This window comes from Streptomyces changchenzhani (assembly GCF_039766235.1).
In the GTDB taxonomy this organism is placed as follows: domain Bacteria; phylum Actinomycetota; class Actinomycetes; order Streptomycetales; family Streptomycetaceae; genus Streptomyces.
The window spans coordinates 167,566-193,689 of record NZ_JBDHNH010000012.1; the positions used below are offsets into that span (position 1 = coordinate 167,566).

At 69.1% G+C, this 26,124-nt stretch carries 23 protein-coding genes; 7 read left to right on the forward strand and 16 right to left on the reverse strand.

Annotated features, from left to right (window positions below):
- Positions 1-60: 60 nt before the first annotated feature.
- The 4 genes from ABCR94_RS32465 to lanKC all read right to left on the reverse strand — a co-directional run bounded on the left by ABCR94_RS32465 (position 61) and on the right by lanKC (position 6,462).
- Positions 61-1,803, reverse strand: coding sequence for an ATP-binding cassette domain-containing protein (locus tag ABCR94_RS32465; protein WP_347124321.1), 1,743 nt, complete (start codon positions 1,801-1,803; stop codon positions 61-63).
- On the reverse strand, positions 1,800-3,569 hold the full coding sequence (locus ABCR94_RS32470; protein WP_347124322.1) for an ABC transporter ATP-binding protein: 1,770 nt from the start codon (positions 3,567-3,569) through the stop codon (positions 1,800-1,802). Before ABCR94_RS32470 ends, ABCR94_RS32465 begins: the two co-directional genes overlap by 4 nt.
- A gap of 116 nt (positions 3,570-3,685) precedes the next feature.
- Positions 3,686-3,820 (reverse strand): SapB/AmfS family lanthipeptide, encoded by a 135-nt coding sequence (locus ABCR94_RS32475; RefSeq protein WP_283518345.1) that lies wholly within the window; start codon positions 3,818-3,820, stop codon positions 3,686-3,688.
- Positions 3,821-3,867: 47 nt separating this feature from the next.
- On the reverse strand, positions 3,868-6,462 hold the full coding sequence (gene lanKC, locus ABCR94_RS32480; RefSeq protein ID WP_347124324.1) for a class III lanthionine synthetase LanKC: 2,595 nt from the start codon (positions 6,460-6,462) through the stop codon (positions 3,868-3,870).
- Between the two features lie 454 nt (positions 6,463-6,916).
- Here lanKC and ABCR94_RS32485 point away from each other — a divergent pair, with 454 nt between their 5' ends.
- The 3 genes from ABCR94_RS32485 to ABCR94_RS32495 all read left to right on the forward strand — a co-directional run bounded on the left by ABCR94_RS32485 (position 6,917) and on the right by ABCR94_RS32495 (position 9,240).
- The gene (locus ABCR94_RS32485; RefSeq protein WP_347124325.1) at positions 6,917-7,420 is read left to right on the forward strand and encodes a hypothetical protein; all 504 of its coding nucleotides are present in this window, start codon (positions 6,917-6,919) and stop codon (positions 7,418-7,420) included.
- 126 nt (positions 7,421-7,546) lie between these two features.
- Positions 7,547-9,007, forward strand: a complete 1,461-nt coding sequence (locus ABCR94_RS32490; RefSeq protein ID WP_347124327.1) for an aldehyde dehydrogenase — start codon at positions 7,547-7,549, stop codon at positions 9,005-9,007.
- Positions 9,007-9,240, forward strand: a complete 234-nt coding sequence (locus ABCR94_RS32495; protein ID WP_347124329.1) for a ferredoxin — start codon at positions 9,007-9,009, stop codon at positions 9,238-9,240. Before ABCR94_RS32490 ends, ABCR94_RS32495 begins: the two co-directional genes overlap by 1 nt.
- 305 nt (positions 9,241-9,545) lie before the next feature.
- Here the strand turns inward: ABCR94_RS32495 and ABCR94_RS32500 are convergent, their stop codons facing one another.
- Positions 9,546-10,118, reverse strand: a complete 573-nt coding sequence (locus ABCR94_RS32500; protein WP_347124373.1) for a response regulator transcription factor — start codon at positions 10,116-10,118, stop codon at positions 9,546-9,548.
- Positions 10,119-10,330: 212 nt separating this feature from the next.
- Complete coding sequence (locus ABCR94_RS32505) at positions 10,331-10,954, reverse strand: TetR family transcriptional regulator (protein ID WP_347124331.1); 624 nt, start codon at positions 10,952-10,954, stop codon at positions 10,331-10,333.
- A gap of 275 nt (positions 10,955-11,229) precedes the next feature.
- Here ABCR94_RS32505 and ABCR94_RS32510 point away from each other — a divergent pair, with 275 nt between their 5' ends.
- The 3 genes from ABCR94_RS32510 (at position 11,230) to ABCR94_RS32520 (ending at position 14,508) form a co-directional block, all read left to right on the forward strand.
- Positions 11,230-12,579 carry a glycosyltransferase family 4 protein gene (locus tag ABCR94_RS32510; protein ID WP_347124332.1) on the forward strand — a complete coding sequence of 450 codons (1,350 nt, stop codon included), beginning with the start codon at positions 11,230-11,232 and terminating at the stop codon, positions 12,577-12,579.
- A 115-nt stretch (positions 12,580-12,694) separates the two neighbouring features.
- Entirely contained in the window at positions 12,695-13,432 is a 738-nt protein-coding gene (locus tag ABCR94_RS32515) for a class I SAM-dependent methyltransferase (protein ID WP_347124333.1), read from the forward strand.
- Positions 13,429-14,508 carry a prenyltransferase/squalene oxidase repeat-containing protein gene (locus ABCR94_RS32520; RefSeq protein ID WP_347124335.1) on the forward strand — a complete coding sequence of 360 codons (1,080 nt, stop codon included), beginning with the start codon at positions 13,429-13,431 and terminating at the stop codon, positions 14,506-14,508. The genes ABCR94_RS32515 and ABCR94_RS32520 overlap by 4 nt, the downstream gene beginning before the upstream one ends.
- Before the next feature lie 58 nt (positions 14,509-14,566).
- On the opposite strand, the gene ABCR94_RS32525 is transcribed toward ABCR94_RS32520, so the two are convergent.
- The 9 genes from ABCR94_RS32525 to ABCR94_RS32565 all read right to left on the reverse strand — a co-directional run bounded on the left by ABCR94_RS32525 (position 14,567) and on the right by ABCR94_RS32565 (position 21,174).
- Positions 14,567-14,863, reverse strand: coding sequence for a hypothetical protein (locus ABCR94_RS32525; RefSeq protein ID WP_347124337.1), 297 nt, complete (start codon positions 14,861-14,863; stop codon positions 14,567-14,569).
- 89 nt (positions 14,864-14,952) lie between these two features.
- Complete coding sequence (locus ABCR94_RS32530; RefSeq protein ID WP_347124338.1) at positions 14,953-15,387, reverse strand: PIN domain-containing protein; 435 nt, start codon at positions 15,385-15,387, stop codon at positions 14,953-14,955.
- Entirely contained in the window at positions 15,384-15,638 is a 255-nt protein-coding gene (locus tag ABCR94_RS32535) for a ribbon-helix-helix domain-containing protein (RefSeq protein WP_347124339.1), read from the reverse strand. Before ABCR94_RS32535 ends, ABCR94_RS32530 begins: the two co-directional genes overlap by 4 nt.
- 37 nt (positions 15,639-15,675) lie before the next feature.
- Entirely contained in the window at positions 15,676-16,686 is a 1,011-nt protein-coding gene (locus tag ABCR94_RS32540) for an LLM class F420-dependent oxidoreductase (protein WP_347124341.1), read from the reverse strand.
- 112 nt (positions 16,687-16,798) lie between these two features.
- Positions 16,799-17,659: a hypothetical protein gene (locus ABCR94_RS32545; protein ID WP_347124343.1), complete on the reverse strand. Its 861-nt coding sequence runs from the start codon at positions 17,657-17,659 to the stop codon at positions 16,799-16,801.
- A gap of 154 nt (positions 17,660-17,813) precedes the next feature.
- A complete protein-coding gene (locus ABCR94_RS32550; RefSeq protein ID WP_347124345.1) occupies positions 17,814-18,812 on the reverse strand; it encodes an N-acetylmuramoyl-L-alanine amidase in 999 nt (332 codons plus the stop codon).
- A gap of 22 nt (positions 18,813-18,834) precedes the next feature.
- Complete coding sequence (locus tag ABCR94_RS32555; protein WP_347124347.1) at positions 18,835-19,482, reverse strand: class I SAM-dependent methyltransferase; 648 nt, start codon at positions 19,480-19,482, stop codon at positions 18,835-18,837.
- Positions 19,483-19,927: 445 nt separating this feature from the next.
- Positions 19,928-20,848, reverse strand: coding sequence for an IS3 family transposase (locus tag ABCR94_RS32560; RefSeq protein ID WP_347119122.1), 921 nt, complete (start codon positions 20,846-20,848; stop codon positions 19,928-19,930).
- A complete protein-coding gene (locus ABCR94_RS32565; RefSeq protein WP_347116874.1) occupies positions 20,845-21,174 on the reverse strand; it encodes a transposase in 330 nt (109 codons plus the stop codon). The genes ABCR94_RS32560 and ABCR94_RS32565 overlap by 4 nt, the downstream gene beginning before the upstream one ends.
- A gap of 580 nt (positions 21,175-21,754) precedes the next feature.
- Between ABCR94_RS32565 and ABCR94_RS32570 the strand changes: the two genes are divergently transcribed.
- Positions 21,755-22,063, forward strand: coding sequence for a hypothetical protein (locus ABCR94_RS32570; RefSeq protein ID WP_347124349.1), 309 nt, complete (start codon positions 21,755-21,757; stop codon positions 22,061-22,063).
- 554 nt (positions 22,064-22,617) lie between these two features.
- Here the strand turns inward: ABCR94_RS32570 and ltrA are convergent.
- Positions 22,618-24,378: a group II intron reverse transcriptase/maturase gene (gene ltrA / locus ABCR94_RS32575; protein WP_347124351.1), complete on the reverse strand. Its 1,761-nt coding sequence runs from the start codon at positions 24,376-24,378 to the stop codon at positions 22,618-22,620.
- Positions 24,379-26,124: the final 1,746 nt, after the last annotated feature.

Sequence of the window (26,124 nt, forward strand, 5' to 3'; positions counted from 1 at the left end):
CCAAGTCAATTGTCCCTGAGGGGTAGTTGGGGGACCTCGGCCCGTCTCGGTGCTGCGGCGTCAGATGCGCTCGGCATGCCACTGGCCGACCAGGTCCCGGTAGAGCGGCGAGCGCTCGATCATCTCGTGATGGGTTCCCTGCGCGGCGTGTGCGCCGTCAAGCACCAGGATCCGGTCCGCCCGCTCGGCCGAGCTGATGCGGTGGGCCACCACGATCAAGGTGCCCGGCCGTTCGGCGAACGCCGTCTCGGCCCGCTCCTCGGCCGCCGGATCCAGGTGGCAGGTGGCCTCGTCGAGCAGGATCAGGGATGCGGGTGATACGTACGCCCTTGCCAGGGCGAGGAGTTGACGCTCACCGTGCGACAGAGCGGCGGGGTCGAGCGGGGTGTCGTATCCCCCCAGTCGACTGATCAGCGGGCCCAGGCCTACCGCTTCGGCGGAGTGACGTAAGGCTGTGGGCGACGCTCCGTCCGGGCAGAGGTAGAGCAGGTTCTCGCGCAGGGTGCCGGTGAAGACGTAGGCCTGCTGCGGGATGAGGACGCGGAGTGCGGACGGGTCGCCGGGGCCGCTCGCTGATGCCGGCCGCCCCTGCACCCGTACCTCCCCCCGGTCCGGTGTGAGCAGACCGGCGATGAGGGCGGTCAGGGTGGACTTGCCGATGCCGCTGGGGCCCACGACGGTGAGATGTTCGCCGGGCGCGACCGTCAACGTGAGCTTGTCCAGGACCGGTTGGGCGTCGGGGCGGTAGGCGAACGTCACCGCGCTCAGTTCGACGGCGGGGGTCGGAGAGGCGAACTCCGGTCGCGCGCCGGTGGATTTGGTCGTGGGGACCGCAGCGAGGGGATCCGGATACGTCCCCGCTGTCAGCCGGTCCAGGACCACCAGCAGTCTCGTACCCGCCGCTCCCAGGGCATGCATCAGCGTGTGCAGCGCCGGCAGGAGCGACTGCATGAGATAGGTCAGGGCGCCGACCAGGGTGCCGGCTGTGAGCCCTTGGCGCAGCAGCCAGGGGGTCGCGGCGAGGAGCAGCACCACCGGGAGCTGGCCCGAGACGGCGAGAGCCAGGGTGCGGGCGGCGGCCCACCTGGCGAGGGTCCGGGCCGTGCGCGCCTCGTTCTCGATAAGTTCGTACGTGCGGTCCGCCACCTGCTCCCGGGCGCCGCAGGCCACCACGTCACGCAGGCCTTCCGCCAGGGCCCCCGCTTGCGTTGCCAGAGCCTCGTCGGCGCGCAGGAAGGCTCGCTGGCACGCTGCCATCGGGATGAGCGTGGCGGTGAACAGGAGCAGCCCGACGAGGAGCGGCGGTACGACGATCAGCAGCAACTGCGGGGCCAGCGAAGCGAGTCCGGCCAGTGCGCCCGCTGTGGTGAACACGAACGACCGGGCGACCAGCACCAGTCCGGCGAAGCTGTCCCGTGCGATTTCCGCCTGGTGCGTCAGCCGGGAGACCACGGCGCTGTCCGCGGTGTTCGCACATCCGGTCACCGCGTCGGCCAGGGACTTTGATGTGACCCTGCGGACCAGGCCGTCCCGCAGCGGTTCGACCAGGTCGGCGAGACCGCGGAAGACCCCTCGGGTGGCCAGGCCGCCGGCCAGGGCGGCGGCGGCCGCCAGGGCCAGCCACAGAAGCCCGAGCCCGGTGCGGCCCGCGAGGAATCCCTGATCGAGCGACTTGGCGATGCTGTAGCCGCCGACGAAGGTCTGCAGGGATTCCAGCAGTGACCAGCTGCCCAGCTTCAGCAGTACGCGCCTGCGGCGGCCCAGGAATCGCTGAGCCTGCGGCAGGATCCGGTTGTCCTTCATGACCCCGGCTCCTTTCCCGGGTTCCGCTCGGCCGAGTCGTCGGGGTCGGCGAATATCGCCCGGTACTCGGCGTTCTCCCACAGGGTCGGGTGCGGCCCCACCGCGCGGATACGACCGTCCTCGATCCACGCGACCAGGTCGGCGCGGGCCGCGGTGGAGACCCGATGGGCTATCAGGACGCGGGTACCCGGCCGTACGTCGCTCACCAGGGCCCGCCCGACGCTCAGCTCCGTGACGCTGTCGAGGCTGGAGGTGGCGTCGTCCAGGATCAGCAGACGCCCCGCATGGGCGAAGACCCGTGCCAGCCCCAGCCGTTGCAGTTCCCCGCCCGACAAGGGGACCCCGGCGACCGGGGCCGCGTACCGGCCGGGCAGGCGCTGGATGAAGGCGTGGGCCCCGGCCGCGCGGGCCGCGTCCTGGATCTGCCGGGCGGTGAGCTCGGCCGGGCCGAAGCCGATGGCGGCGCCGACCGTATCGCCGAACAGGAACGGGCGTTCGAACGCGTAGCCGATCTCCCGGCGGAGCTGGGCGGGGTCCGCCTCGGTCAGGGGCACTCCGTCGAGCCGTACCTCCCCGGCGTCGGGGTCGGTCAGCCGGCCGATGACGGCGGCGAGCGTCGACTTGCCGGCGCCGGAGCGGCCGACGACGGCCATCACCGTCCCGCCGGGAACGGTCAGGTCGACATCGCGCAACACGGCCGTGCCGTTACGCACGACGGTGACGGCCCGCAGCTCCACCCTGCCAATTCCCCCCGTAGGCAGCGGACTTGAGCCGTGGCGGGTGACGGGGACCGCGAGGAGTTCGGCGGTGCGACGGGCGGCGGAGCGGCTGCGCAGCAGGGCGTTGAGCTGTCCGGTGACCGCGCCCAGGCCGGCGGCGAGGCTGGTGTAGGCGGTGGCGGACAGGAGTTGGCCGACGCTCAGGTCACCGGCGACCAGTCGGATTCCGCCGACGGCGACGACGAGCGTGATCAGCATCGGCACCAGGATGCCGCTGCCCGCGACGGCGCTCCCGTACACCTGCCACATACGTCGTCCCTGTGCGCTCAGCTCCGCGAGCGGCGCCAGAACGCGATCACGTTCCCTCTTGGCCGTCCCGGCGGCGGCGATGGTGCGGGCGCCGGCGAGAGCCTCCACGAGACGGGAGGCGAGGGTGGCCTGAATGCGCTGGTACTGCGTGACGCTGTCGGAGGAACCGCGGGTGAAGGTGCGCAGCAGCAGGAGCAACAGGGGTGCTCCGGCCAGGAAGACGGCGGCCAGCCAGAGGTCGGTGAGGGCCAGTGCGACCAGGCCGCCGAGCGGTGTGAGGAGCGAGGCGGTGCCCGCGGCCACGGTCACCGGCGCCGTGCCGGCCTCGGCGGCGTTGCTGGTCAGCCGGGTGACGAGGTCCCCCACGGTGAAGTGGTCGGCCGCCCGGCGGGGTTCGAGGTTCAGCAGGTGTGCGACGCCGCGCCGCCGGATCCGCGCGGTGCTGCGTGCGCTGGTGACGCCGCTGAGAAACGCCACCAGAGCGTCGGAGACGACCTCTACGACGATCAGGAGTACGCACAGGGTCACGGCGCGGTGCAGGCCGTCCGAGGCGCTGAGCGCGCGGTCCAGGGTGACGCCGAGCATGCCGGGAAGCGCGACCGCCGCGGCGGCGGAGATCGCGCTCAGGATCAGGACGGCCGAGGTGTGAACGGGGCTGTGGCGGGCCGCGTCCACCAGGATCGGCCTGGCCCGGGCGGGACTTGACGCTGCACCGGCGGCGGACTGCGTGCGGGCCATGCGGGTGCGGTCCTCGCCTCCGTGGCAGGGGTGGGACGCGCGGTGGCCCCGGCTTTGCGTCCACCGGGACCACCGCGGTCGGTCTCACGGGGCGGTCAGGCCCCGCAGGCGGTGGTTCAGTTACAGGTCGTGACGCTGAGGCTGCTGTCGCCACAGAGCAGCAGGCTCGCGCGGCTGCCGCCGCCCGTGCCGATCTCGCCCGTGATCTCGGCGGCGGGGGTCTCAAGCATCTGAAGGTCGAGAAGGGTCATGGTGTTTCCTCTCATGGTGGGGACGGGGTGCTTTGTTCTCGACTCCGTCAAGGAGCCGGGCTGAGGGGCCGCCGCAGCGGCGGGAGGAAGGGCAGGTGCACGGGGGTCTCGTGCAGGGCGCTGCCCAGAGCGAGCAAGCAGCCGGCGGTGCCGGTGCTCAGGTCCATGGAGAGACGCATCATCTGCTCACCGGCGAAGGCCAGATGGCCCTGGTAGGGGACGGCGCCCCAGGAGAGCGATTCGATCTGGCGGCGCACATCGGCGTCGTGAGTACCGGGCCCGGGCGTCGTGGTGCGGCTCAGATGCAGCACCATGCCCGCGGCGCCGCGGAACAGGCCGGGCTGGGCGTAGAACTTGGCCTGTGCGGCGCGCACGATCTCTTCCCTGGCCTGCGCGAACCGTTCGTCGCGCCGGTGCAGGAGATAGTCGTCGATGACCATGCCGATGCCGACACTGCCGGCTCCCAGGTAGGGCATGGTGCGCCGGCCCTCGTTGACCTGAAGGGTGCCGCCGACGCTGCGTGTGCAGCGGTCCAGGTCGCGGCGCAAGGCATCGGCCGCGAGGTCCAACAGGGCCTGATCGCCGTTGCGTTCGTAGAGCCGGATGAAGAGCAGCGCGGTTCCGGCGGCCCCGTGCAGGAGCCCGGCGCGAGCACCGGAGGGCCCGCCCTGGGCCGTCTTGTCGGCGATCAGCTGGGCGCATTGCAGCGCCGTGCTGTGCAGCGCGCTCTCGCCGGTGGAGGTGGCCAGCGCGTCCAGGGCGAGGCCGAGGCCCGCCAGGCCGCTGTGCAGGTCAGGCGCGATGTCCCCCCGGGGCTGGGAGGTGAGCGTGTCGGCGAGGTCGAGTGCCGCTTCGCGGTGCCCCAGGCGGTCGAGTACCCACGCCATGCCGGACAGGCCGTCGTAGAAGCCCAGGGGCGTGCCGGAAGCGGGAGCCTTGCAGGAACGCAGCAGCCAGTCCTCGGCCTCCGGACAGCGCTCCGCGCCGGTCTCGGCCAGGGCGTAGAGGACTCCGGCCGTTCCGTACGAGAAGCAGGCGCCCCCGGCGGAGTTGGCGAACTGCGCGATGTCCCCGGGGAAGTAACGGTCCTCGCGGTCGGGCGTGGCGGAGGCGGTGATAGCCCGCGCCATCGAGTCCCGGCTGTTCGGCCAGTCGGCCAGGGCCACGGGAAGGTAGTCGGCTCGGGGTGCGCTCGCGTTCGGCGCGGCGGCCTCGGGCAGCTGCCCCCGCTGGATCTCCTCAACTGCCTCCTGGAGAAAGGCGGGAGGTACGGGGAACTGTTCGCAGGCGATCTTGGCCAAGTGCCCGGCCTTGGCCCGGTCCACCGCGAAGAGGCTGGTGAGCGGGAGGAACAGGGCCAGGCGCAGGCATGCCAGGGCGTACAGGTCGACGTCGAAGCCTCGGCGGTCGGCGGGTGCGACGAAACCCGGATTGGCCACGACCTGACGGCGCGTCATGTCGTCGACGGCGGCGGCCTCGAAGTCAAGGAGTGTCACGGAGGACTCGTCCTCCGACAGCATGATGTTGAATAGATGCAGATCGTTGAAGGCCACACCCCGGCCATGGATCGCCTTGATGGCGTCTTCGACGAGCCGATGGATCCGCATCGCCCACTGCGTGTACTCGGTGAGCTTCTCCGCGCTGGGATCGGCTTCGATGAGCGGGTGCCGGTGTGCGAAGAAGCTGTTCAGGGGGCGTCCCTCGATGTACTCCAGGACGAGGAAGGAGTGATCGCCGAGGGTGAACCAGTCCAGCACCTCGGGTGTGTGTCCCAACCCCGCCAGCCGCCGCAGAGCATCGCTCTCCCGCTCCAGGCGAGTGACCGCGTCGGCGCCGTCGGCGGCCAGGCCCGCGTGCGGCCGGCCCTCCTTCAGAACCACTTGCCGGTCGGTGCGCAAGTCCCTGCCGACGTACACACCCCCTCCGTTGGAGAAGTGCAGCGCCCGCTCGAACCGGTAGGGGACCTCGGCGACCGGGTTCGCGGAGCGGGCCGCGACATGCGGTTCGAGGAACTCCGGGAGGGTGATCCAGGAGGGGACGTGGAACGTCGGATCCCGACGGTCGGGCACCAACTGCCCCTGGGCGTCGGCGATCGCGGGGACCAGCTCACCGCCGTCGTAGCAGTACCGCTCGGTGAAGCTGCCGTACCGCACGTAGACCGGACCTGCGCCCCAGCGCAGATCGCTGAGGATCACGGGGCCGGGCTCCCCGGCGAGCAGTTCGTCGAGTTCCTTCGCGAGGGTGTGGAACTGTGCGTCGTCGGCCGGGTAGACCGTGATGAACTTCCCGCTGGCGGCGCGGTCCGCGTATTTCGCGTTACGGGAATGGAGCAGGTACCTGCTCGGCATGCACTTGAAGGCGACCGACCGTGGGACGCAGTAGTCCCACACCGCGGTGAGAATCTTCTCCGCGTTGTCCAGACACGCGGATATATGGATCTTCCAGCCCTGACTGGGGAGTCGGTTCTCCAGGGGGCGGAATGCCAACCAGTCACCGGAAGTGTGGCGTTGCCATCCGTGCGGGAGGTCACGTGCCAGAACCGAGTACGGGGTGCCGCTGCTCGCGCTGTCCGACGACCGGCGATACGGAGCGTCGTAGAAATGACGGCCGATGTCGCAGAAAGCGGCATACCCCTTGTTCATTGGACCCCTTCGACTGGGTGACACTCAGACGCTGTCACCCGACCGCGAACCGAACCAGTAACGCCTGTCACGAAACAGGTATGCAGAACGCACGAGTAACATATTTTCGAGGCGTTAATGTCCCTGGCGCGGACCGGCGCACGGGCGATGACCTGCGTGTTGCCGCGAGGCGAGGTCCGCGGAGGCGGCCCGCCAGGAGCGTCGCGGCGCGAAGGGTCACCCACCGCCCCTGCGTCGCCCGCGACCGGGCTCTTCCGGCGAAAGAAGGCACTGTGCACTTTCTGTCGATACCGGGCGGGGAGTAAGCTCAGCCCCTTACGTCGGGAAGGCCTTCCGCAGCCGTCGACAACTACGGCATTCCCCGGAATGCCTCTGGGGCCAGGGTGCTTCGCGGGAACCGGTCTCTCGAACGAGATGAATGTGGGCAGGGCCACCCGCTCGTCAAGGAGTGATGATGGAAGCTCCTGCGTTCGTCGGTCTGTTCACCATCGAAGGCACCCCGCACGGCCCCTACCCCGGAGCCGTTGTCGGCGATGTCGGTGCGTACGACACCATCGCGTTCCACCGTGACACCGCCGATCAGCTTCTCCGGGATCTCAACGACGACGACTGCATCTTCACCGCGTCCTGGGAAGGCGCTGCGTTGCGGCTCTGCTGGACGACATCGTGGAACGCGCGGGCGACGACGCTCGTCGCAGTCGATACGCACGGCCGGTACCTGATCGGCGGCCTGTGGCGCTGGGCCGACTGGGACGGCTGGGGCGGTGCCCTCCCCGACACCGACAAGCAGGCCTTCGCCCTGGGAGTGGTGGAGTTCAGCTCGTCCCGCCCGACCGTCCTGCCCGACCACCTCAGGCCCCCCTACCGCAAGGGTCGCGAAACCGCGCACCGTGTCACCCTCAACACGTACCGGGGGGACGGCGCCGAGCCGTCGGCGCCGAGCCTGTTCGAGCAGTAGCCCGGTGGGTGAGTGCGCGAGCCGGCAGCCGGAACAGTTGCGCATGGACGTGGACTCCTTCGGACTTACCTGGTATCGGTTCTGATGCAGCGTCAGAGAATTGCCGGGCAGCGAGAGGCGTCAGTCATGACCGAGCTTGTGGAGCACGGAAAGCTGTACATCGGCGGCGAGTTGGTCGACCCGCTCGGTACGGACGTCATCGAGGTGATCTCACCGCACACCGAGCAGGTCATCGGCCGTGTCCCGCACGCGTCCCGCGCCGACGTCGACCGGGCGGTGGCCGCCGCCCGTACGGCCTTCGACGAGGGGCCCTGGCCGCGGATGACGCTCGACGAGCGCATAGCCGTCGTGTCGCGGATCAAGGACGCGATCGCCGTACGGCACGAGGAGATCGCCCGCGTCATCTCCTCCGAGAACGGCACGCCGTACACCTCCAGCGTGATGATGCAGGCGCTCGCCGCGATGATGGTCTGGGACGCCACGATCACCGTGGCGCGCGACTTCCCCCACGAGGAGCGGCGGGCCGGGGTGCTCGGGCCGATCCTCGTGCGGCGCGAGCCCGTCGGGGTGGTCGCGGCCGTCGTGCCGTGGAACGTGCCGCAGTTCACCGCGGCGGCCAAGCTCGCCCCCGCACTGCTCGCGGGCTGCTCGGCCGTCCTCAAGGTGTCGCCGGAGACGCCGCTGGACGCGTACATACTCGCCGACATCGCCACCGAGGCCGGGCTGCCGCCGGGGGTGCTGTCGATCATCGCGGCGGACCGCGAGGTCAGTGAGTACCTGGTCGGCCACCCGGGCGTGGACAAGGTGTCGTTCACCGGCTCGGTGGCGGCGGGCAAGCGCGTGATGGAGGTCGCCTCGCGTAACCTCACCCGCGTCACCCTGGAGTTGGGCGGCAAGTCCGCCGCCGTGATCCTGCCCGACGCGGACCTGGCGAGCACGGTCGCCGGCATCGTCCCGTTCGCCTGGATGCTCAACGGCCAGGCCTGCGTGGCCCAGACCCGCATCCTCGCCCCGCACTCGCGCTACGAGGAGTTCGCCGAAGCCTTCGCTGCCGCCGCGCACGCGCTGAAGATCGGCGACCCGCTCGACCCGGCCACCGAACTCGGCCCGCTCGTCGCCAAGCGCCAGCAGCAGCGCTCCCTCGACTACATCAGGATCGGGCAGGAGGAGGGCGCCAAGATCCTCACCGGGGGCGGGCGTCCGGCCGGCATGGACCAGGGGTGGTACGTCGAACCCACGCTCTTCGGCGGCGTCGACAACTCGATGCGCATCGCCCGCGAGGAGATCTTCGGCCCGGTCATCTGTCTGCTGCCGTACGACGACGAGCAGGAGGCGGTACGCATCGCCAACGACTCCGACTACGGCCTCAGCGGCAGCGTGTGGACCGCCGACGTCGAGCACGGCATCGACGTGGCACGCCGGGTGCGGACCGGCACGTACTCCGTGAACACCTTCAGCATCGACATGCTCGGGCCCTTCGGCGGCTACAAGAACTCCGGTCTGGGACGGGAGTTCGGGCCCGAGGGATACGGCGAGTACCTGGAGCACAAGATGATCCACCTGCCGGCGGGGTACGGGGACGCGTGATGGGGGACCGCTGGCACGTCGAGGTCGACCGGGGCGTCTGTATCGGCTCCGGGATGTGCGTGAACAACGCGCCGGGTGCCTTCACCCTGGACACCGCCCGGCAGTCCCATCCGTTGGCGCCGGACTCCGACGCCAACGAAGGGGTGCTGACGGCCGCCGAGGGGTGTCCGGTCGAGGCCATCACGATCACCCTGCTCGGCAGCGGGGAGACGGTCTTTCCGCCCGACGAGTAGCCCCGACGAGTGGCCAAGGGGCGGCCCAAGCAGCAGGCCGGGGGCCGGTCGGCGGCGATTGGCCCCTGCCAGGGCGGCCCGACGATCTGGTGGACATCCGGGTCGGCGGCCGGGCCGCCATGGTGGCGTCCGGCAGCCTCGACCGGCTGCCGGAGCGACCGCGCCCTCGTCCTGCGCCCTGCCGTCCTGCGCCCTACCGTCCCGGCCCCGCCGCTGAGGACCGCGCCGAACGCGCCTTCGCCGCGCGCCCCGGCACGACCCTGATGCGGTGTTCCACGCTCTACCGGGACCCGGCGGGCGGCCGGTCAGAGCCAGCCCGCTCCCTGGGAGATGCGAATGGCGTCCACGCGATTGCGGGCGCCGGTCTTCCGGGTGATCGCGGCCATGTAGTTGCGCACCGTCCCGTTGGACAGATGCAGACTGGCGGCGATCTCGGTGATGTCCGCCCCTTCGGCGGCGAGTGACAGGACGGTCAACTCTCGCCGGGTCAGTGGACTTTGGGCCGCTTCGAGGAATTCGTAGGCGAGGGAATCATCGACGAAACGTTTCCCTGTGGCGACCCGCCGAATTCCGTCGAGCAGCCGCTCGGTCGGGGCTTCCTTGCTCACGTACCCCTGGGCGTCGGCTTCATACGCCCGGCGCAGCAGTCCCGGCTTTCCGGCCGGGAGCAGGACGAGCAGGGTGCAGTCCGGATACGGGCCGCGGGCGGCCGTCACTTCCGTGCCGGCGATCAGTCCCGGCGATCCCGGCCCTTCGGTGTCCACGACGCACACGCGCGGCTCTAACGACCGCGCGGCCCGTAGCGCTCCCAGAGATGTGCTGGTCGATATTTCGATATCGGGCTCCTTTTCGAGCAGGGCGGCCAGACCCGACCGCATCAAACTGACGTCGTTCACGAGAAGAACCCGGATCGTGCGGCTCACGACTTCCCCCCTGAGGCTCCTGCCTGTGGTGCTCTGCATGTCACGTCGCTCAGTAGTACCCGCGAAGACCGGATTCAGTGGCCACGGATTCAGGCCAACGAGTCGCACAATGGGGGCGCGTCCGGCGCACTTCGGGCGCACGCGCATCGGTGGAGCGCGGGATTCCGCTACCCGCGGTGATCCGGGTCGGTGAGGTCGATCAGCCGGCACACCATCTCGATGTCGATCTTCACCTGGGCGATCGAGGCGCGCCCCGAGAGCCAGGTGATCAGGGCCGAGTGCCAGGTGTGTTCAATGACCCGGACCGCCGACAGCTGTTCGGGCGTGGGCACTGCATCCAAGGCCATGGCCTCAAGGATGATCGCCGTGGTCTGCCGCGAGACCATGTCGACCTCGGGGCTGACACCGCGGTCCGCGAACGTCAGCGCCCGCACCATCGCGTCCGCCAGATGGGGCTCGCGCTGGAGCGCGCGGAAGGCCCGCATCAGAGTCTCGGAGACCCGTTCCGCCGCGTCCTGCCCGGCCGGCGGGCGCTTGCGCAGCGTGGTGTGCAGGTGCTGGAGCTGGTCCTGCATCGTGGCTACGAGTAGGTGCACCTTTGACGGAAAGTAGCGGTAGAGCGTGCCCAGGGCCACGCCGGCGGACTCGGCGACCTCGCGCATCTGCACCGCGTCGAAGCCGCCGCGGCTCGCGAGTTGGGCGCTGGTGTGCAGGATCCGGCGGCGGCGTGCCTCCTGGCGCTCGGTGAGGGGCCCAGACGCCGGGCCGGCCGTCTTGGCTTCCGAAGTCATATGTCCTGCTCCATGGCATTCATCCGTACTGTGCGCTCCAGAGGTGGCCACAGCATGGCAGGGCATGTGCCGTGGCGCGAATCACCTGATCCGGACCTTACGGCGCCGCTTACGGCCGGTAGATTCAAAGTTCCTTGAACGATCAAGCCTGGCTGACTCTCCTCGGGGGCCACCCCTGGAGGAAACCCCCCGGACCCCCGGCCGACAAGAACTTGTTCTAGATTAGCGTGAGCGGCTACGCTCCGCCGATAGTGCAGTGAAGAAGGGGGCCGAGAGTGACCGCTGAGGCCATACAGGCGGGCCCCCATGCGGGTTCGTCGGACGCGCCCGCGCCCGATGTGCCCGCCCCGTGCGGCGACGGCGACCGCCCGCTGCGCATCGCGCTCCTGTCGTACAAGGGCAACCCGTTCTGCGGTGGCCAAGGTGTCTACGTACGCCACCTCTCGCGCGAACTCGCCCGCCTGGGCCACAGCGTCGAGGTCCTCGGCTCCCAGCCCTACCCCGTGCTCGACGAGGGTGTGCCGCTCACCGAGCTGGCCAGCCTCGACCTGTACCGCCAGCCCGACCCGTTCCGCACGCCGAAGCGCGGCGAGTACCGCGACTGGATCGACACCCTCGAAGTCGCGACGATGTGGACCGGCGGCTTCCCCGAACCGCTCACCTTCTCGCTGCGCGCCAAGCGTCATCTGGCCGCGCGCCGGGGCGAGTTCGATGTGATCCACGACAACCAGACACTGGGGTACGGGCTGTTGGGCGACCTCGGCGCCCCGCTGGTCACCACGATCCACCACCCCATCACCGTCGACCGGCAGCTCGACCTGGCCGCCGCCGACGGCTGGCGCAGACGCGCCTCGGTACGCCGCTGGTACGGCTTCACCCGCATGCAGAAGCGCGTCGCGCGCCGTATGCCGTCCGTGCTCACCGTCTCAGGCTCCTCCCGGCTGGAGATCGCCGAGCAGCTCGGCGTGGACGACAGCCGCATCCACGTCGTGCACATCGGCGCCGACACCGACCTCTTCTCCCCCGACCCCTCGGTCGCCGAGGTCCCCGGCCGCATCGTGACGACGTCCAGCGCGGACGTACCCCTCAAGGGCCTCATCCACCTCGTGGAGGCGCTCGCCAAGCTCCGCACCGAGCACCCCGAAGCGCACCTCGTGGTCGTCGGCAGGCGCGCCGAGGACGGCCCCGTCGCGCAGGCCATCGAGCGGTACGGGCTCCAGGGAGCCATCGAGTTCGTCAAGGGCATCACCGACGAGGAACTCGTCACCCTGGTGCGCGGCGCCCAGATCGCCTGCGTCCCCTCCCTGTACGAGGGCTTCTCGCTGCCCGCCGCCGAGGCGATGGCCACCGGCACCCCGCTCGTCGCCACCACCGGCGGTGCGATCCCCGAGGTCGCCGGGGCGGACGGCGAGACCTGCCTGGCCGTCCCGCCGGGCGACGCGGGCGCGCTGGCCACCGCCCTGAGCAGGCTCCTCGGCGACCCCATCCTGCGCCGGCGCCTGGGCGCGGCAGGCAGGGAGCGGGTCCTGGCCAACTTCACCTGGGCCAGGGCCGCCCAGGGCACGGCAGAGCTGTACCGCGCGCGGATCGCGGCCCGCGCCGCGCTGCGCGGGGGAGTCCGGTGACGCGGACCCCGGCGGCCGGTGGCCGCTCGGCAGTTACACATCTGGGCCGCTCGGCGGCCACAGCAACGCGCGCCCGGTGGAACGGCGCCGTCAAACACTCGGAAGGGCAGACCCCGTGCTGACCGTGGATTTCTCCCGCTTCCCGCTCGCCGCGGGCGACCGTGTACTCGACCTGGGCTGTGGCGCGGGCCGCCACGCCTTCGAGTGCTACCGGCGCGGCGCCCAGGTGGTGGCCCTCGACCAGAACGGCGAGGAGATCCGTGAGGTCGCCAAGTGGTTCGCGGCCATGAAGGAGGCCGGTGAGGCCCCGGCGGGCGCGACGGCCACCGCCATGGAGGGCGACGCCCTCAACCTGCCGTTCCCGGACGCCTCCTTCGACGTCGTGATCATCTCCGAGGTCATGGAGCACATCCCGGACGACAAGGGCGTGCTGGCGGAGATGGTCCGGGTGCTGAAGCCCGGCGGCCGGATCGCGGTCACCGTGCCGCGGTACGGGCCCGAGAAGGTCTGCTGGGCGCTGAGCGACGCGTACCACGAGGTCGAAGGCGGCCACATCCGCATCTACAAGGCCGACGAACTGCTCGGCCGGATGCGGGAGGCGGGCCTCAAGCCGTACGGCACGCACCACGCGCACGCGCTGCACTCGCCGTACTGGTGGCTCAAGTGCGCCTTCGGCGTGGACAACGACAAGGTGCTGCCGGTGCGGGCGTACCACAAGCTGCTGGTCTGGGACATCATGAAAAAGCCGCTGGTGACCCGGCTCGCCGAGCAGGCCCTGAACCCCATCGTCGGCAAGAGCTTCGTGGCGTACGCGACCAAGCCGCACCTGCCCGCCGCGGCGGGCGCCAAGTGACCTCACCCGGCCGCACTGAACACCTTGTCCTGCCCGGCGTGCTGACGGCCGATGAGGCCGCCGAGACCGTCGCGGGCATCCTCGCCGTACAGCGAGAGAACGGCGCCATACCGTGGTTCCGCGGCCACCACCTCGACCCGTGGGACCACACCGAGGCCGCCATGGCACTCGACGCGGCCGGGCAGCACGAGGCCGCCGCCCGGGCCTACGAGTGGCTCGTCGGGACCCAGAACGAGGACGGCTCCTGGTACGCGGCGTATGACGACAACGACGAGCTGCGGCCCAGCGACCGGGGCCGCGAGTCCAACTTCTCCGCGTACATCGCGGTGGGCGTCTGGCACCACTACCTGGCCACCGGCGACGACGCGTTCATCGACCGGATGTGGCCGACCGTGTATGCGGCGACCGAGTTCGTGCTCGCCCTGCAGCAGCCCGGCGGGCAGATCGGCTGGAAGCGCGAGTCCGTCGAGGACGGCGGCGCGATCGTCAACGACGCGCTGCTGACCGGCAGTTCCTCCATCCACCAGGCACTGCGCTGCGCACTGGCCGTCGCCGAGCAGCGCGAAGAGCCGCAGCCCGACTGGGAGTTGGCGGTGGGCGCGCTGCGGCACGCCATCCAGCGGCACCCGGAGCGGTTCCTGGACAAGAGCCGCTACTCCATGGACTGGTACTACCCGATCCTGGTGAGCGCGGTCACGGGACCCGAGGCCAAGGACCGGCTCGAAGCTGAGTGGGACCGGTTCGTGGTGCCCGGCCTCGGCGTGCGCTGCATCGACCCCAACCCCTGGGTCACCGGCGGCGAGAGCTGCGAACTCGCCCTGGCCCTCTGGGTGATGGGGGAGTCGGACCGGGCGCTGGAGATCCTCCAGTCCATCCAGCACCTGCGGGCCGACAACGGCATGTACTGGACGGGATACGTCTTCGACGACGACGCGGTCTGGCCGGTCGAGCAGACGAGCTGGACCGCGGGGTCACTGCTGCTCGCGGTGGCCGCGCTCGGCGGCGACGAGCCGACCACCGCCGTCTTCAGCGGCGAGCGGCTGCCGCTCGGGCTCGCCCCCGACTGCTGCGGGTAGGGGCCGGCGGGTGTGTCCGCCCCGCGGGGCGGACACACCCGGCATCAACCGCGGCGTATCAACCGCGGCGCAGGCGGCCCGCGATGGCGTGCCCGATGAAGAGGTACACCAGCGCGGCGAGACCGTAGCCGCACACGACGCGCGCCCAGGCCTCGTCGAATGTGAACAGATCGTGCGACCAGCCGGCCAGCCAGCGGGCCGCGTCGTGGATGAACTCAACGAGGTCGTTCCCGCGGTTGGCGTCCAGCAGGTACATCACGATCCACAGGCCGATGATGAAGGCCATGACGTCGGCGACTATCTGAATGATCGTGGCCACGGGATTGCCGCTTCGCGTTCGGGTTCTGGAAGACATGCTCTACGGGTTGCCGCACGGAGCGTGGTTAAACGCTGCATAAAGCCGACGTTCTGCGTACCGTGCGCCACAACCCTGGCATCGGCGCCCTACAGGTCGTCGGGCAGCAGCCGAAAGGCGGTGTGCTTGGACAGCGGCCGGATGGTGCGGAAGTCCTTGCGGTCGAGGGTGAGGACGGCGTCCGTCGCGTACTCGCGTGCCAGCACGGTGATCACGGCGTCGCTGAGGTCCAGTTCGAGGTCGTGATACCTCCGTTGGGTCAGCCGTGCGTCGGACAGCACGTCGGCCCCCGTCTCGCCGATCGCGTACCGGCCGGTACGCGCGTGGGTGAGGAGCTGGTCGATGACGGCGCCGGCCGCCTGCTGTCCGAACCGCCCGCTCACCAGGTGATCGAGCTCGGCGAAGACGAGCGGCGCGATGACGACGAGACCGGCGGTGTCCATGACTTCGCGTGCCTTGAGATGGTCGGGGCAGCTCCGGTCGATGGACGCGATAATGCCGGAGGTGTCGGCGATGACGATCACTGACGCCCCTCGCCCCACGCGCCGAAACCGGTCTCCCGCAGGTTGTCGTCCGTGTGCTCGGCGAAGGAAGGGTCGCCGCTGTCGAACACGGGGAGCCCGGCGGGCTCGTCCCACGTCCGGTTACGGCCGATGGCCAGTCGCACGCCTTCGCGGATCAGCTCGGCCTCGCTTATCCCTTTGCTGGCCGCGGCGTCCTTGAGCTCGCGAAGGTCTTCTTCTTCGAGATACACGGTCGTTCGCTTGAGGCTCATGGACGTATGGTACCCACGCCATACCTGCTGTGTCGGGTCAGCCGTTCAGCTCCGCCAGTACGCGCAGGGTGTGCGGGTCCGGGGCCGTCACCAGGAGGTCGGTGACCGGGCCCTTGCGCCACAGCTCCAGGCGCTCCGCGATGCGTTCGCGGGGGCCGACCAGGGAAATCTCGTCGGCGAACGCGTCCGGCACCGCCAGCACCGCCTCCTCCCTGCGGCCCGCCAGGAACAGCTCCTGGACGCGGTGGGCCTCCGCCTCGAAGCCCATCCTCGCCATCAGGTCGGCATGGAAGTTGCGGGTCGCGTGGCCCATTCCGCCGATGTAGAAGCCCAGCATCGCCTTGACCGGCAGCAGGCCCTCGGCGACATCGTCACAGACCTGGGCCCGCGCCATCGGCGCGATCATGAAGCCATCGGGCATATCGGCCAGCGACGCCTCGTATACGTCGGCGCGGGTCGGCGACCAGTACAGCGGGAGCCAGCCGTCGGCGATCCGGGTCGTCTGGGCGATGTTCTTGGGCCCCTCCGCGCCGAGCAGGATGGGGAGGCTCGCGCGCAGGGGATGGGTGATCGGCTTGAGCGCCTTGCCCGTGCCGGTGCCGTCCTCACCCCGGTACGGAAGCGAGTGGAAGCGGCCGTCGACCTCTACGGGCCCCTCGCGCCGCAGCACCTGGCGGATCACATCGACGTACTCGCGCGTCGCGGTGAGCGGGCTGGCGGGGAACGGCCGCCCGTACCAGCCCTCGACGACCTGCGGCCCGGACAGGCCCAGGCCGAGCATCATCCGGCCGCCGGAGAGATGGTCGAGGGTCAGGGCGTGCATCGCGGTGGCAGTGGGGGCGCGGGCAGCCATCTGGGCGATGGCCGTGCCCAGCCTGATGCGGGAGGTGTGCGCCGCGATCCAGGTGAGCGGTGTGAACGCGTCCGAGCCCCAGGCCTCCGCCGTCCACACGGAGTCGTAGCCGAGGTTCTCCGCCTCGCGGGCGAGATCGAGATGACGGGGATCGGGACCCCGGCCCCAGTAGCCCAGCGCGAGTCCGAGACGCATCCCTGAATCCCTCCAGACGCAGCTTTCTGACGGTCCGTCAGATCGCTGACTGTACGACAACGGCCCCCCGCCCGGAAGGGGCGAGGGGCCGTGGCCGAAGCTGCTGCGGGTGTCAGCCGCGCTGGATACCGGTGGTGTCCTGCAGGACACCACGACGGCCGTCCTGCGTCTGCGCGACCAGTGCGGCGCCGCGCTGCTCCACGGCCAGGTACCAGGTGCCGGGCGCCAGCTCGGCGATCGGCGTCGGCGAACCGTCCTCGGCGTACAGCGGACGGGCGACCGGAACCGCGAACCAGAACGGCGTGAAGTCTCCGGCGGGCGCGGCTGCGGCTGCCTGCGGCGCCTGGGGCGCCGGGGCGGCCTGGGCCTGCTGCGGCTGGCCGGGCTGCTGGCCGCCGGGGAAGCCGTAGCCACCGGACTGGCCGGGACCGGGCTGGCCCGGCTGGCCGCCGTAGGGCTGCTGCTGGGCACCGGGGTAGCCGTAGCCGCCGGGGCCGGGCTGACCGGGCTGCCCGCCGTACGGCTGCGCGACCTGCGGCCTCGGGGCACTCAGCAGCGGGGCCTTGAGAGCCGGGACGAGCGGGGATGCGACGGCGCCGACCGCGAGGACGAGGGTGGCGAGCAGGCCGAGGATGAGGCCGGCGCCCGCGTCACTGATGTCGAGGATCGTCCAGAAGGCCGTCCACAGCGAGAAGACCGCGAGGGCGACACCGAACTGGCCGAGGTCCAGACCGGCGACCTTGCGCCCCGGCAGGGCGCGGCTGACCACGATCAGCACCGCGGCGATGACGCCGGCGAGGTAGATGCTCATCAGGAGGCTGAGCGAGTCCCACGCGTTGCTCGACGCCGAGGAGCCGCAGAACTCGCCACGGCATTCGGGGGCGGAGACGAAGTCAAGGAACGAGGCGATGAACAGCACCACCGCTGCTCCGATCACCACGCCGTCGCCTCGAGTGAGGGAGCGGATGTTCACGTAAGATCCTTTGTGGGTTGGTTCGTCGGGGCGGTCATCGCTGGCGCCGGTGTGCGCGGACATGCGAAAACGCGGTGCGAAGCTCGGGGGTGGCTCCCCATCGTACGGATGAATGTATCGTCCGCCCGACCGGGTCGTCCGCCGGGTGTCAGCCCTACCCGTTGAGGTAGCCCGTGATGCCGTCCGCGATGCCCTGTGCCGCCTTCTGGCGCCAGGTCTCACTTGTCAGCAGAGCGACGTCCTTCGGGTCACGCATATTGCCGCATTCGATGAACACCTTGGGCACAGTCGTCAAATTGAGACCACCGAGGTCCTTGCGGACGTCCAATCCGGTGCCCCCGCCGACGTAGTTGGAGGGCATGCTGCCCGTCGCCCGCACGAAGTTCCCCGCGATGCGCTCGCCGAGCTCGCGCGACGGGCCGACGATCTTCGTGGTGTCCGAGGCGCCGCCCTTCACGAGCGCGGGCAGGATCACATGGAAGCCGCGATTGCCCACCGCGGAGCCGTCCGCGTGCACGGAGACGACCGCGTCGGCCTTCGCCTCGTTGCCGATACGGGCCCGCTCGTCCACGCACGGGCCGAACGGGCGGTCGGCGTTCTGCACCAACTTGACTGTCGCGCCCTGCTGCTGGAGCAGAGTGCGCAGCTTGCGCGAGACGTCGAGGGTGAACGCGGCTTCGGTGTAACCCGCGTTGGTGGACGTGCCCGTGGTGTCGCACTCCTTGCGGTTCGTGCCGATATCCACAAGCTTGTTGATCTCGCGCGTGTGCTGGAAGTTGCCCGGGTTGTGCCCGGGGTCCACGACCACGACCCGGCCCGCCAGCGGACCGGTCCCTGTCGGCTTGTCGCCTTTGTCGTTGGGCTTGCCGTCGGGCTTGTCGTCGGGCTTCGTGCCGGAGGGGGAGGCAGGGGCCAACGGCGTGGCCGGCCCGGACGGTTTCGGAGTGGCGCTCGTCGGCGGCGGGGCCGTGGAGCGGGCGGCGGACTGGCTGGGCACCGGCATGACCTTGGGCGGCTCGCCGTCCTCAGGGCCGCTCATCGCCTGCCAGACGAGCCAACCCGCCAGCGCGGTCGGCACCAGGGCGGCGATGGCCACGGTGAGATTGCTGCGGCCGAAGCGGCGCGGTGCGGGGTCTGGGCTGTCGTACGACACTCGGTGATGCTATCGGGGCCGCTCAGATCCCCGAGGACGTACGCCGCAGAACGCGCAGGGAGTCGGTCGCCGAGACATCGGTGAAGGCGCCGGATGCCAGGGCGCGGAGGTGGACGCGATGCGGGGCCCGGCCGCCGTCCGCCGGGTCCGGGAAGACGTCGTGGATGACCAGCAGGCCGCCGTCGGCGACGTGCGGCGCCCAGCCCTCGTAGTCGCCGTTCGCGTGCTCGTCGGTGTGCCCGCCGTCGATGAAGGCGAGCCCGACCTTGCCGCCCCAGACGGCCGCGACCTGCGGCGAACGCCCGACGATCGCGACCACATGGTCCTCCAGACCCGCCTTGTGGAGCGTGCGGCGGAAGGTCGGCAGTGTGTCCATCCGGCCGACCTCGGGGTCCACGACGCTCGGGTCGTGGTACTCCCACCCCGGCTGCTGCTCCTCGCTGCCGCGGTGGTGGTCCACGGTGACGGCGACGGTCCCGGCCTCGCGGGCGGCGTCGGCCAGCAGGATCGTGGAGCGCCCGCAGTACGTGCCGACCTCAAGCAGCGGCAGCCCGAGCGCGCCCGCCTCGGCCGCCGCCGCGTACAGGGCGAGGCCTTCGCGCAGCGGCATGAAGCCCTTGGCGGCCTCGAAAGCGGCGAGGGTCTGCGGCTTGGGAGCGGCGTCGGCCATGGGGTTCCTCCTGGACGTTCACTGGACGTTCATACGGGTGCGCGAGTGCGGCCCATCGTGCCGTACGGGAGAGCCGGCCCGTGTCCGGTCACGGTTGATGTTGCATTGTGGTCGGGCGTCAAGCTGGGGGATGAAGGAACGCGTGGGTCTGTCCAACCTGAATCTGCGCAGGTTGACTTTGCATTTCCGAGGGTGCGTGCCCGCATCTCAGCGCTGCTGGGGGTACTGCTTGGGAACTTGTTGTCCCGTCTTAAATGATCTGGTTCCGAGTCGGCCCGTTGACCTGCGGCGACCAGTTCAGTTGAGACGTGGGGATGCCAGGAATCTCAGGTGGTGCGGTCCCAGGCGAGCAGATGCCGGAGGCTGTCTCAGTTGACCTGGTCCGGCTCCGCTGTGTCGAACTGATACCAGGTCTGAGGTTCCCCCGGTGTGCGGGAGGTGCTGATCAGCTGGTCAGGATGGGTTGACGTGGTTTCAGGTTCGCTTGTTCGGTCGTCGCCTGGTTGGCGTAGTGCTTCTCCTCGAACTCGATGGGACTGAGGTAGCCGAGGCGTTTCTGGATGCGTCGGCTGTTGTAGAAGCCGTCGATGTACTCGAACAGCGCGAGGTTGGCCTCGGCCCGGGTGACGAAGACGCGTCCGCGCACGCACTCGGTCTTGATCAGCATCCACAGATTCTCCGCGAGGGCGTTGTCGTAGCTGTCGCCCACGGACCCCATCGACCCCTCAATACCCGCACGTACCAGCCGTGTTGTGAGCTTGATGGACGTGTATTGACAGCCGTGGTCGGCGTGATGGATCAAGGTGCCGGGCACGGGCTCGCGGCTGGCCAGGGCGTACTCGAGGCAGGACAGGACCAGGTCGGCGTCCGCGCGGGCGGAGGTCTCCCAGGCCACCACCCGGCGGGAGAAGGCGTCGCGGATCGCGGAGAGCCACAGCGGTCCCTCACCCGTGGGGATCATGGTGAGGTCGGTGACCCACAGCCGGTTCGGCACGGGAGCGGTGAAGTCCCGCTGCACCAGGTCCGGGGCGAGCGTGGCCGTCGGGTCGCGGCGGGTGAAGCCCTTGCCCGTGCGGCGTGGGCTGAGGCCCGCCAGATCGGCCTCGCGCATCAATCGCTCGACCCGCTTGCGGCCGATGGCCACGCCCTCGCGCTTGAGCACGGCATGCACGCGGGGCGAGCCGTAGATCCCGCCGGAGTCGGCATGGATCTCCTCGATCTTGGTCGTCAACTCCGCGTCACGGCGGCGGCGTTCACACGGCTCCTTCTCCTGCCGGCGCCAGCGGTAGTAGGTGGACGAGGGGACGTGCAGTTCCCGGAGTACGGGCTCGACACCGAGGTCACTGCGTTCGCTGAGGAACGTCAGTACCTGCGCCGGGTCGTGTCGAGTTCCTGGGCGAAAAAAGCCGAGGCCGTGCGCAGGATCTCGTTCGCCCGGCGCAGTTCCTTCACCTCCCGCCGCAGCTGGCCCAGCTCGTCCTTCTCCTCGGTGGTCAGCCGGTCGTCGCGCTCGCCGCGGTCGGCCTCGGCCTGGCGGATCCAGCCGCGCAGTGCCTCCGGGTGGACCCCCAGCTCAATGGCCAGGCGCTTGATCTGGGGCTTCGGCTCGGCGGTGCGATACATCCGCACCGCACGCTCACGCAACTCCAGCGGATATTTCCTCGGAGCGGCCATGGTCAGAGTTCCTCTCATGAGAACCATCTGACCCGCTGTCATCGCCCTCCGCATCTCGGGGGAACCTCAGTCTGAGTCGTCAGCCACTCCTGGTAGTTCCTGAAGATGTTGGCGAGGCCGTCTGGTTGTTCTCGTGTGTCGAAGAACTCGCCGAGGAGCTGGTGGAGTGTGATCACGGCTTCGGTGTCGGCCTGTGCGGTGAGTGGGTGGACCCAGCCTCCGGGAGCGAGGTGCCGGATGAGAACGGGCCAGGTCAGGTCGTGGCCCCGGCCGAGGCGGACAACGAGCCACTCCTGGGGTGTTCACGAGTGGGGTTGACCAGTGCCTTCGCGGCTCGCCGAAGATCGTTCCCCCAGGCTGGGTCGAGTTCATCGATTCCAGGGCGGGGCGGGGTCGGTCGGGGTCCCGACGGACCAGCCAGTGCAACACCGACGTCACTGGCCCGGAACACCAGACTCCGACGCGACGATGACATGGGCAAATCCATCCATGTCAGTGAGGGGCAGTCAGCCTGTCGAAGGAGTCCGTTGGATCAACCTAGATCAGATGAGTACGACTACCGATGCCCGAGGCGGTTGATGGTGATGGGGTGGGGCCCATGAAGACGACGCAGAACCATGTGACGCGGCTCCCTGCCCTCCACAGAACCTGGTGGAAGGCATCCCTCGTGGCCTCCCTGCTTGGTCTTCCGCTCCTCGCGATGGAGTACAGCGTGATCCGGTCCCACGACGGCATGGGCCAATACGGAGTCGTGATCTACGGGGCCCTGTCCCTACTTGCCATCGCCTGGGTCCTGCCCCACCGCCGGTCCATGCGGACGTACCGCATAGTGGCGGCTTCGCTCGCGCTCGGGTGGGTGTTTCTGCCCCTCCTGTTTGCGCTGCTGCTGGGGGCGGCGCTGGCCTAGAGCTGAGCCGTGAGAAGAGTTCGAGCTGTTCCTCGCGGTCACGTAGCGAGTCGGCCGGGGCGGCTGGTCCGCGGCATCCGCGGCAGGGCTGTTCACGAGTACCTCTGACTAGGTACTCCAGAGGCGGCTGAAGATCGATTCCCGTCTGACTGGAGATGTTTCCCAGTGCCGTGCCGATGCCGCTCGCAATTCGAGGGACTGATGCACGCCCGTCATAGTGTGGTTTCGTGCTCTGGCCGCGAGATCTTCGAAGTAGGCCCTGGTGGCGTTGCCGTACTTCTGTCGCTCACCTCGTGGAGCACCACAGCCTGTACGCAATAGCGTCACCCCAACGAGCGACAGCCCGTCGCAAACACGTCGGCGAACCACATCACCTGAGACCAGAAGTGAATCGGACCAGATCACCTGAGACGCGGACCAGGTCGCTGGAGACGGGACACTTGTGGTCGGGTAGCCGGATCACGTTGCCGTGACCCGGCCCCCTCAGAACCGGACGTGCGACTTTCACCGCATCCGGCTCAAGCAAGCCCCATGGGTTTCGCAGGTCAGCAGGGTTATGTGGTCCTTTCGCTGTCGCCAGCGTGATGCTGGCGGTGGCATTCGGAGTGCACGAGGCGAAGGTTGGTCCGCTCGTCCGTGCCGCCGTCTCGCCGGTAGGTGAAGTGATGCTTGTGGAGCATCTTCTTCGAGGCCGCGAACCAGTTGATCCACTCGCGTGGACTGTCCGGTTCGTACTCGGCTCCGGCGATCAGCGCCTGCTTGCAGAGAGGACAGAGCCCCTGCTGCCGGACCGCCAGGAGAAGACTCGTCTTGTCCATCGGCGGTGGCGCTTTCCTGCGGCGGCGGTTCCGCCAGTACTCGGTCAGAGCGGGGTCGTCCGGGGACGCTCCGCCCTTGACGAGCTGGTGGCGGACGATGCCGGTCCAGGCGAACTTGATGAGGAAGGCGCCGCTGTTGCGGTCGCCGAACACCCACCGGTCTCGCCGGGACGGGTGGAACCTGCCGAAGTACCGGTCCACGACCCAGTGACTCGACTTGTTGCGGTGACGCCGTCTGGCCCATTTGAAGGTCAGCCGCCACATGTAGTGATCCAGCGACGAGAACGTCGTCGTGGATGCCACCGCCCGGTAGTAGGCCGCCCAACCGCGAACGATCGGGATCAGCCTGCGCAACACGGCCTCGGCATTGGACCCGTGCAGGGTCTTCACCTCGGTTCGTAGTCGCGCCCGGAGCCTCGCGCAGGCTGCTGTGCTCGGCTTGATGATCAGCTTTCCGCCCGTGCGGCGGACGGTGAAACCGAGGAAGTCGAATCCCTTATCGAGGTGGACGACCTGGGTCTTCTCCTCGTTGAAGCGAAGCCCCCTCGGCTCCAGCCAGTCCTCCAGCCGGGCCCTGACCTGGTGCACCTGTTCTTCGTCGTGACAGAGCACGACGAAGTCATCGGCATACCTCACCAGCACCGGAGTGCCCGGCATCGCGCCGGGCTCACGCCCGGCCCGCACCGTGTATTGGCACCCTGCGGCCTGTTCCAGTCCGTGCAGAGCAACGTTCAGCAACAGCGGGCTGATCACACCGCCTTGAGGAGTCCCCTCCTCGGTCGGTGCAAACCGGCCGCGGTCGATCACGCCCGCCTTCAGCCATCCCACGATCAGATCCCTGGCGGGGAACTGGCCGAGCATGGTCATGAGGTGGGTGTGGTCGATGCGGTCGAACGCCGCCGACAGGTCCGCGTCCAGGACCCACAGACGCTTCGGGTTCTTGCCCTTCACCGTCCAGAAGATCGCGGATATCGCGTCCTGGCAGCTGCGGCCGGGCCGGAAGCCGTAAGACCTCGGCTCGAACCGCGCTTCCCACTCGGGTTCCAGCGCGTTCTTCACGCGGGCCTGGAGGACCCGGTCACGGATGACCGGGATGCCGAGCGGTCGCTGTTTCCCGTTGCTCTTCGGGATGAACACTCGCTTGACCGGCCTGGCCTTCCAGGGCTTCGACGACCGATGGATCTCGGCAGCCAAGGTGCCTCTCGCCTTCGGCGTGAGGGCCCGTTCCCCGTCGATGCCAGCGGTCATGCGACCACTGCTCTGCTGCGTCACCCGCTTCACGCTGATCAACGTGTTGCTGCGGCTTCGCAGCATGAGCTTCTGCAAGTTGCGGACCTTCTTCAGGTCCCCGTCCTGCGTCGCCTTGAAGATCCTCTGCCTCAGCCGCCGTACGTTCTCCTCGCAGGTGGCCCAGTCGATGCCGTGCCAGTCGAGTAAATCGTCCTCGGGTCCGTTCACCGCAGGCGAGAACGTCACGACAGGTGTCGTGATCTTCATGTTCGCCTCCGGTGTCTAACTTGTCCCTCGGTTCCGGCTTCCTTGCAGTGGTGACTTCAAAGGCTCACCTGATCCACGTGGGCGCCCTTTCGGGCCGGGCCACCAGGGCCCGTATCCGGCGAGTTATACGAGAGCGGGTGAAGGTCCCGATCTCCCGGTTTCCTCTGGCCTTTCGGCCCGCCGGCCTTCGCTTCTTGGATCTTCCTTCTCCCACCGGGGAGTTCAGCCTTCCTTACGGTTGGCCTACCAAGCCGGGTGGCTTGGACCCCGTCGGGGTTTCCACGTTCCGCACCAGTAAGACGCGGCTGGGGTGGGCGCCCCCTCTACCCCGGAACCAGCGGTGTCCTCCCTCCGAGCTCAGTTACCCGGAGGTCGCTTGGTGCCTTCCAGCACCGGGTCCTGTGACCGCCGCCAACACGCCATCGACGCGGTCTTAAAATCACGAGGCATCATCGAGGGTTCACTTTCGTTCGCCCGTCCAGCCTTCCCCTCACCTGTTGCACCCCGATGGCCGGGACGCTCTCGGGCTTGAACGCTCCGCTTCACACCCCGCCGTTACCAGCGACGCATGGGAGCGCGGGGACGGGCCCTGGACACTGGCCCGAAGTCCAGCCTCCTCAACTTCCCTTCATACGACTGTCCTTACTTACCTGGTGCGACCTCGTGTCGCACACCGAGCGCTTCAGTTGGCGGGCTGAGTGTCCTGTCTCGCCGTTACCGAGGCAGTCTCGGTCTTTCTGGGGCATCGGCCCCGACTGCCTCGGAACGACGCTGGCGCTCGCCGCGGAGGACCGGGGGAGGCGCCCTCAGATCGACTGAAACGCTTACCGATCGGCCGCATTATCAATCTGAGCGCCCAGGCACCGCAGGTCGCAGCGCCCCGCTGCCTCGGGTCTGTTGGACAGGACAGCAATCACCCTGCGCCCCGGGGCAGTTACTGGCGAATACGTCCTACTGTTTGAAAGTGACCTGGATATCGCTACTTGCCACACTCCTCGGCGCAGTGATCGCGATGGGATCGGCACTACTGGTGGAGCGCCGGAGGACGCAACGCGAGACGACAACCGAATGGCACAGAACACGACGGGAGCTCTACGCGAGGTTCCTCGCATCCCATGCTCAGGCCGGCAGCGACCTACGCAACATTGCCGCCACAACCGGCCTTGAACCGAGCGAGCGGTACCGGCAGGCACGTACGGCCTACACACACTGCTACGCGTCTCGCCACGAGTTGGAACTTCTCGCTCCGCGCACTGTCGTCGATCCGGCCGAGAAATGCAGCGGGGCCGTTCGAGCGATGCGCGACGCCGTTAGCGCCGGGGCCCTCGTCGATAGTGGTCAGTTCCTGGAACTGACGCGCCGGTACCTGGATCTACGTCTAGAGACCCGGGATGCCATGCGTTCAGACATCGTCGCTGGCGACGCCTCACGGCACACGTAGCTCTCCCCGAGAAGACAAACAAGGGGCGAGCTGGGGGCAACCCACGCGTCCCCCCAGCCGACACCCACACTGACCAGCTCACCGGGCCCTTGGCTTCGGCATGCTCACTCCGCCAACCTGACTGCTAACCCGCCAACTGTCGGCGTTCGCTCGTAAATGCCCAGCCTGGTACACGCGAACGTGCACAGGGCGAACGAATTCTCCAGGCCATCGGCGACGAGAGGGGGATGATCGGCTCATCACCCGTCGGCGTGAAGAATCTGACGGGCCGCGACACGGAAATCAGCCAGCGCCCCTGGCTAAAT